The sequence below is a fragment of the Nonomuraea sp. NPDC048892 genome (assembly GCF_040649735.1).
In the GTDB taxonomy this organism is placed as follows: Bacteria; Actinomycetota; Actinomycetes; order Streptosporangiales; family Streptosporangiaceae; genus Nonomuraea; species Nonomuraea maheshkhaliensis.
The window spans coordinates 1-5801 of sequence record NZ_JBEZFZ010000067.1 but is presented as its reverse complement, the minus strand read 5'-3'; the positions used below and the strand labels follow the sequence as shown (position 1 = coordinate 5801).

General features: G+C 57.2%; 3 protein-coding genes and 1 pseudogene. 3 read left to right on the top strand and 1 reads right to left on the bottom strand.

Annotation, left to right across the window (positions count from 1 at the left end; genetic code table 11):
* A pseudogene (locus AB0C28_RS56060) lies at window positions 1–136 on the top strand (IS5/IS1182 family transposase); the annotation flags it as partial.
* Between the two features lie 170 nt (window positions 137–306).
* Here AB0C28_RS56060 and AB0C28_RS56055 read toward each other — a convergent pair.
* Window positions 307–1386, bottom strand: coding sequence for a hypothetical protein (locus AB0C28_RS56055; protein WP_358085730.1), 1080 nt, complete (start codon window positions 1384–1386; stop codon window positions 307–309).
* Between the two features lie 767 nt (window positions 1387–2153).
* On the opposite strand from AB0C28_RS56055, the gene AB0C28_RS56050 reads away from it, so the two are divergent.
* Window positions 2154–3608 carry a hypothetical protein gene (locus AB0C28_RS56050; RefSeq protein WP_358085727.1) on the top strand — a complete coding sequence of 485 codons (1455 nt, stop codon included), beginning with the start codon at window positions 2154–2156 and terminating at the stop codon, window positions 3606–3608.
* Between the two features lie 53 nt (window positions 3609–3661).
* Window positions 3662–5434, top strand: a complete 1773-nt coding sequence (locus tag AB0C28_RS56045; protein WP_358085724.1) for a DEAD/DEAH box helicase — start codon at window positions 3662–3664, stop codon at window positions 5432–5434.
* Window positions 5435–5801: the final 367 nt, after the last annotated feature.

The window sequence follows — 5801 nt, the reverse complement described above, 5'->3', positions numbered from 1 at the left end:
CGGATTCGCCCTGCTCAAAGGCCGCTGGCGAATCCTCCAGCACATCACCCTCAGCCCCAGCACCATCGGCGACATCGCCCGAGCAGCACTTGTCCTCACCCATTTCGAGCACAACTACCTACCAGCAATTCGCTGAGATCACGTCAGTGGGACTCCGAGCAAGCCCGTCTTCCCGAGCTGGTGACGGTATCTGAGATGCGCCACGGCTCATCACCTGGCGTTGAGGAACGTCTTCATAGGTGCCAGGACGTGTTTCAGATCCTGGTCAGCGGCGGCCGGCGAGCGGGTTTCGAACTGATCGTGGGTTCACTCCGCAGGGCGGCTTCTGCGATCGGCGGCCTCGGTGTAGGCCTCCTTGATTAGTTCGAGGATCTCCTGGTCCACTGGGTTGGTCAGGTAGTTGTTCTGGCGGATCTGGTTCGGGACCCGTTTGTCCAGACGGGCCAGAGTCTTGGGTGCCTCGGCTGCTATGACCGAACGCTGAGGGCTAAGGAAAGCTCCGCGGTCATTCCAGATGGTGACCATGCCGCGATCCTGGCCTGGCAGCCGCAGATTCAGCACCCAACGTCCCTTGCCCACGGTCGTGTACAGCGTGGCCAGCCCGGCGCTCTCCATTTGGTCCGCCCACTCGCAGAGGCTCCGGAGGTATTCGCGATGGGCTGGATCCGCACTGTCGATGGTGGCGGTGAACGGGGCTGATCCCGCTGTTGGCTTGGCTTCCCTTCCGGAGTTCGGCGACCGGACGGGCGATGGCACGGACGTCCGCTCAGGCTCGATCAACTGGGGCACCAGCACCTGGCTGTCCTGCACCTTGTACGCCGAGACGGTCACGAGGTCGATGTCGAGCCGATCGTTGGTAACCGCTTGTAGATATCCGGCAAGATCGACTAGGTCGGGCGAGGCGGCATCGAGTACCACCACGCATCGAATCCGGCCCTCCTCAAGAGCCGCAGTCATGCTGTCGCGGAAAACATCCAGGTCCACCGAGCCGTCGGCGATCTCCGCCCCGACAGCTTCCGCTATCGAAGAGCTCCCACGCCTCACCAGGGACGGGCGCACAAGTCCCTCGAACGCCTCGGGTGACAGCCGGAAGAGGTATGACGCGTAGCCAAGGACCTGGGTGAAGACCGACCTTCGGTCCGAGTTGGCCGCGAGCTTCACCTCAATGATCACAGGCTGACCGGTGTCGGCGTCCATCGCAACCAAATCGGCGTACCCGGTGCCGAGAGGGACCTCCCGTCCCAGGATGACCAGCCTCGGCTGTCCGCTTAGCGGCAGCATGGCGGGTGCCCGCTCGATGCTGTCGTGAAGATCCTTCTCCCGGAGGAAAGGCTGTGTGCGCAGCGGGACCAGCCCGTCCGCGGTGTCCTGCCAGATTCCTGTCATGGGTTCCTGCTCCTGCGATCTCCGATGACCGCCAGAATTTCACCGGGTGGCGGTCACAGTCCACGTGGAGAGCCAGATTGGTACTGACCGCGACAGGCGGCGGTGGCTCCCCGATGGACGCCAGTAGGAGGTCTATCGTCGACCTGAACCGGCTGCGTGAACACTCCGACAGCCGCGTCGTGGAGGTCGCCACCCCCCGTTCGACGCGTACCTGGAAGAAGGCTCGGAGATCGACCTGGACGAGCTGTGCCCAGCCACGGCTGACGGCCACCTGGTGCGAGCCGCCATCGAGGGAGTCGTTTTCGCCCTTGAGTGCTTATTCGCGGCCTGTGACTCACCAGACGCCGGTGAACGCACCCGCTGTAGGAGAGCGGTGGTTGTACAGCTAGCTCGTGTGCTCTGACCAGCGTAGATGCTTCGCGCTCCCCATGCCACTGGAAGATCATCCCGTGTCCGTCCCCGCTGCCCGGACCGTAGGGCAGCTCGGCTGAGTACCCCCACGAGGTTGGCGGGCGTGATCTGTCGAGCCCGCCCTGCTCTCTATACGCACCGAAGGCCTTCCACCCCGAGCAGCGTTAATGTTTGTGCATGGGTTTGGTTCCATACAAACCCTCCAGGCGTGGACATTTCAGTCATCCATGCCCATACAGTCTTGAAATGGAAGCTAGCGATCCCTCCGTCGGACATAATCGTTCGAATGTCGAGACTTCTTCGGCCATGTCCGGCAAGCTAGCCCAGGGAAGCCTAGGCCAAGCCTTGGAGAGGTTATGGTGAACGACCCCTACCGCGATATCCGTATCGCCAAGATCGCAGCTGAGGTCAAGTTCGCACGCGACCATCTGGATGGCAGAACTATGACCTTGCCGTGGAATGAGAAGCCCCTCGTGCTTCCGGTCATACGAATAGCCCTGGATGAAGTCGTCCTAAATCCTCGCAGCCGCCGGATTATCTCATACTTAGAAGATCATCCACGACGCGCCCAGCTGCAATCTGATCCATTTTCTGAAGAGGCTCAGGCAGAATTGGCGCGACTGCTCAAAAGTAACCCGCTCAACCCTACTCAGGTTGATCCAGCCTATGAACGGCTCAAAGCCGACCTCGCGCTCCCTCACGGCCAGGTCGATCCAGGTGTTGTCTCTCATGCTGGGATACTTTTCAATGCGAATACGCGAGCAGTTGCGCTCCGTGAACTGGGGGTTCGATTTATAGATGTAGCAGTTCTTCCTGATTCAGCAGATCAGAAACATCTAGAGGATGTGGAGCTTTGGCTCCAACTTCGTCCGAACCTAGAGCGAGAATACTCGTACACTAGTTACTTGCTAGCCGTTGAAGAACTAATCAAAGCGAAGCCACTCCAGGGCGTTGTGGCCCAAATAGGGCGCCCTGAGAGTGACATATTAATGGCTCAAAGGGTTCTTTCGATGATCCGCGATTTGCAGTGCTTAGGTCAGGTTCAAGATGCTAATGGTGAAGTTCATAATATCCCTCTCACTTACTTCAATGACAAGCAGCAGTCTCTCGAAGAGATAGATCGAGTTCTCAATAAGAAGACCCGGAAATCTCGGCTCGACAACGTTTCTAGGGCTTTGCTGAGAGACACACGACTACTAGCAATGCTGGGCGGCGCTACCAAGTTGCAGTTGCGGGAAATCGGTGAGAACCATCTAGAGCATCACTTGTGGCCACGGCTACCTATAGAGCTGCGATCGCAAGTTGACACCGTTGACGGTGGGGCCGATGACGGCCCAAATCGGGCAAGTGGGCGGGCGAAGTCAGAGGGACGAGGTGGGGCTGTCCCGATTCCAGGGCTCAACGTCGCACTTTCAACGCGCAAAAGTGAGACGCAGGTAGATGTCGCTAAACTACTTACGGCAGCTGCACAGGCTCGGACTGCAGTAGAGGTCCTGGAAGAGCTAGACCCGCAGTATATAGCCGGCGATGAGCTATTAACTGAGTTGAGAAGGCCAATAGCAGACGCTTCGGACGATGCACGTGCCATGCGTCGCCGGGACACTCGCCTTGATACTCCGGCGAAGAAGATTAGTGAAGCAGCGGGCAAGATCGAAGACGCTGGCGTACATCTCAGGGAACTTCTGGCTGACAGTGAGTTCGATCGTGAGGCGCTTAGAGAGGTGATTGCTGATGCGCAGAAAGCGCTCGCGAGGATCTCGGCAGCGCTAGAAAGAGTTGAGCGAACCGATTCGACCAGGAATGGGGGATGACGATGCGCGCTGAGCCAAGCTTGAGTCTATCTTTCACTACAGACTACCTATCTGTGGAGCTCGTACGTGGCCCACAGGTAATCGATATTGAATGGGCGCGCATCCAGGCGGTCTTTGGACTTGGAGGCCCCCATCCTGCAAAAGTGGTTGAGACGCCGCTCACCGTCTTCCTTGAGGAGATCGGTATTCTCTCAAGCTGGCCGCATCCTGAGAGCGTTCATTGGAATCCAACGCTTAAAGATGTCATTGAGCGTCATTTCAAATCTTATGTTGTGGAGGCCACAGATGATCAGCGAAACGATGACGTTGTGCATAGGCTAAGCGGCTCGCGCTTCCGAAGACTGGACACATTAAAATCCTTCCAGGTCCGTGATGTCGGTAGGTTGCTCACGCTTCCGCACGGCTTAAATTTCTCTGTTCCTGGTGCAGGGAAAACGCGAGTCACGCTTGCTGTTTACGAAGCCGAGCGTGTCACGGGACGAGTTGATCGACTTCTCATAATCGCTCCAAATTCTGCTTTTGAAGCTTGGCTTTCTGAAATATCCGATATCCTCGATCTGCACGTGAGCCGGGGCGACGTTGCCCAAGTTGAGGACCGCTTTCCTCGTGCTGAAATTTGCATCATCAATTACCCTCGTCTTGCAAATCGTCTAACTGAAGCCGTCGCGTGGGTCTGGGAGCGTCCCACTATGCTTGTACTGGATGAAGGACATCGAGCAAAACGTGGAACGTCAGGCTTCTGGGGACGGGCTTGCTTGAGTCTTGCCCAGTTCGCAGAACGCAGAGACGTACTCACGGGCACCCCGGCTCCTCAAAGCGTTGCGGACTTAATTCCGCTGTTGCAATTTGCGCACCTATCGGGCGGCCCTACTCGCATACAGGATGTGACTGCACCCGTCTCAGAGGTAGCCATTCAGATCAAAGACTTATACGTCCGCACGAATAAGGCGGAGCTTGAGCTGCCGCCTGCACCTGTTCAAATGAGATACCTTCCAATGCGTCCACTGCATGGGGAGATTTATAGAGCGCTTCGTGGCATTTATGGGAACCGACCTGCAAATGTGGACGCACGAGGCTACTTTGCACGACTTGGCCGTGTGACCTTCTACCTGCTTATGGCTGCCACTAATCCGATGCTGCTGCGAGCGGGGGTCGAGCCCCACGATCCAATTGAGTTCCTTGTGCCGCCGCTGGACCTGCCGCCTGGATCGAACCTCGCCGAACTTTTTGATCGATATGACGATTTTGGCCCTCCTGCTAAATACGAGGAGGCCATGAGAATCGTCAAAGAGAATGCAGCACTGGGCCGAAAGACTCTTATCTGGTCGACATTTGTTCGGAATCTCACCTCCTTAAAGCTGGCTCTTTCTGTCATGCAGCCTGCGCTCGTTTACGGCGGTGTTCCGCTTGGCTCAAATAGCCTGGGTCCTAGCCGCCAAGAGGAAATAGATAGATTCCGACATGATCCGGATTGCTGGGTGATGCTTGCTAATCCTGGAAGTTTGGGTGAAGGTCTAAGTCTGCATCAAGCTTGCCAGGATGCAATCTACCTAGATAGGTCATTCAACGCTGGCCATTTCCTGCAGAGCGTCGATCGAATTCATCGCCTGGGGCTAGATATCCCAGCCAGAATAACTGTACTGGTATCAGAAGGGACGATCGACACAGTCGTCGCGAGTCGGTTGGCTGTGAAGGTCGGTAACTTGGCCATGCTTCTAGAGGATACGACACTCCATGCCTTAGCCCTCCCGGATGAAGAAACCGCGGCAACCTTACTGGATCAGGACGATCTTCAGGCGCTTTTTGAACACCTATCTATTAGGTGAAGGGCCCTTGTGCGGCATGTAGGGCATTCCTAAGGACTTTTCGGTCGCCCGCACGTAGACGAGATGCGCTGCTGGCGAGCTCCCCAGTCCTTTACGAGCGGTAGATTGTGAAGGTGCACGCAATAACCAAGACGAGGTCGGGGAACCATCGCCGCATGACCGACCCTCCACGTGCAAGGCGACGCACAAACGACTGTTCACCCGTGAACGGTGAAGCGCTGCGGCTCGGCGAGGACGGCAGCGGCTCCTGGCAAATTGGCAAGCCTTAGTGCCAGGGCCGATGCGTTCTCATGTTGTAAGACCTAGTAGTTGAAGGCCGTCGGCGGGGTGGCTGCGGTAGTGGTCGGTGGCGGCGGCGATGTTGGTC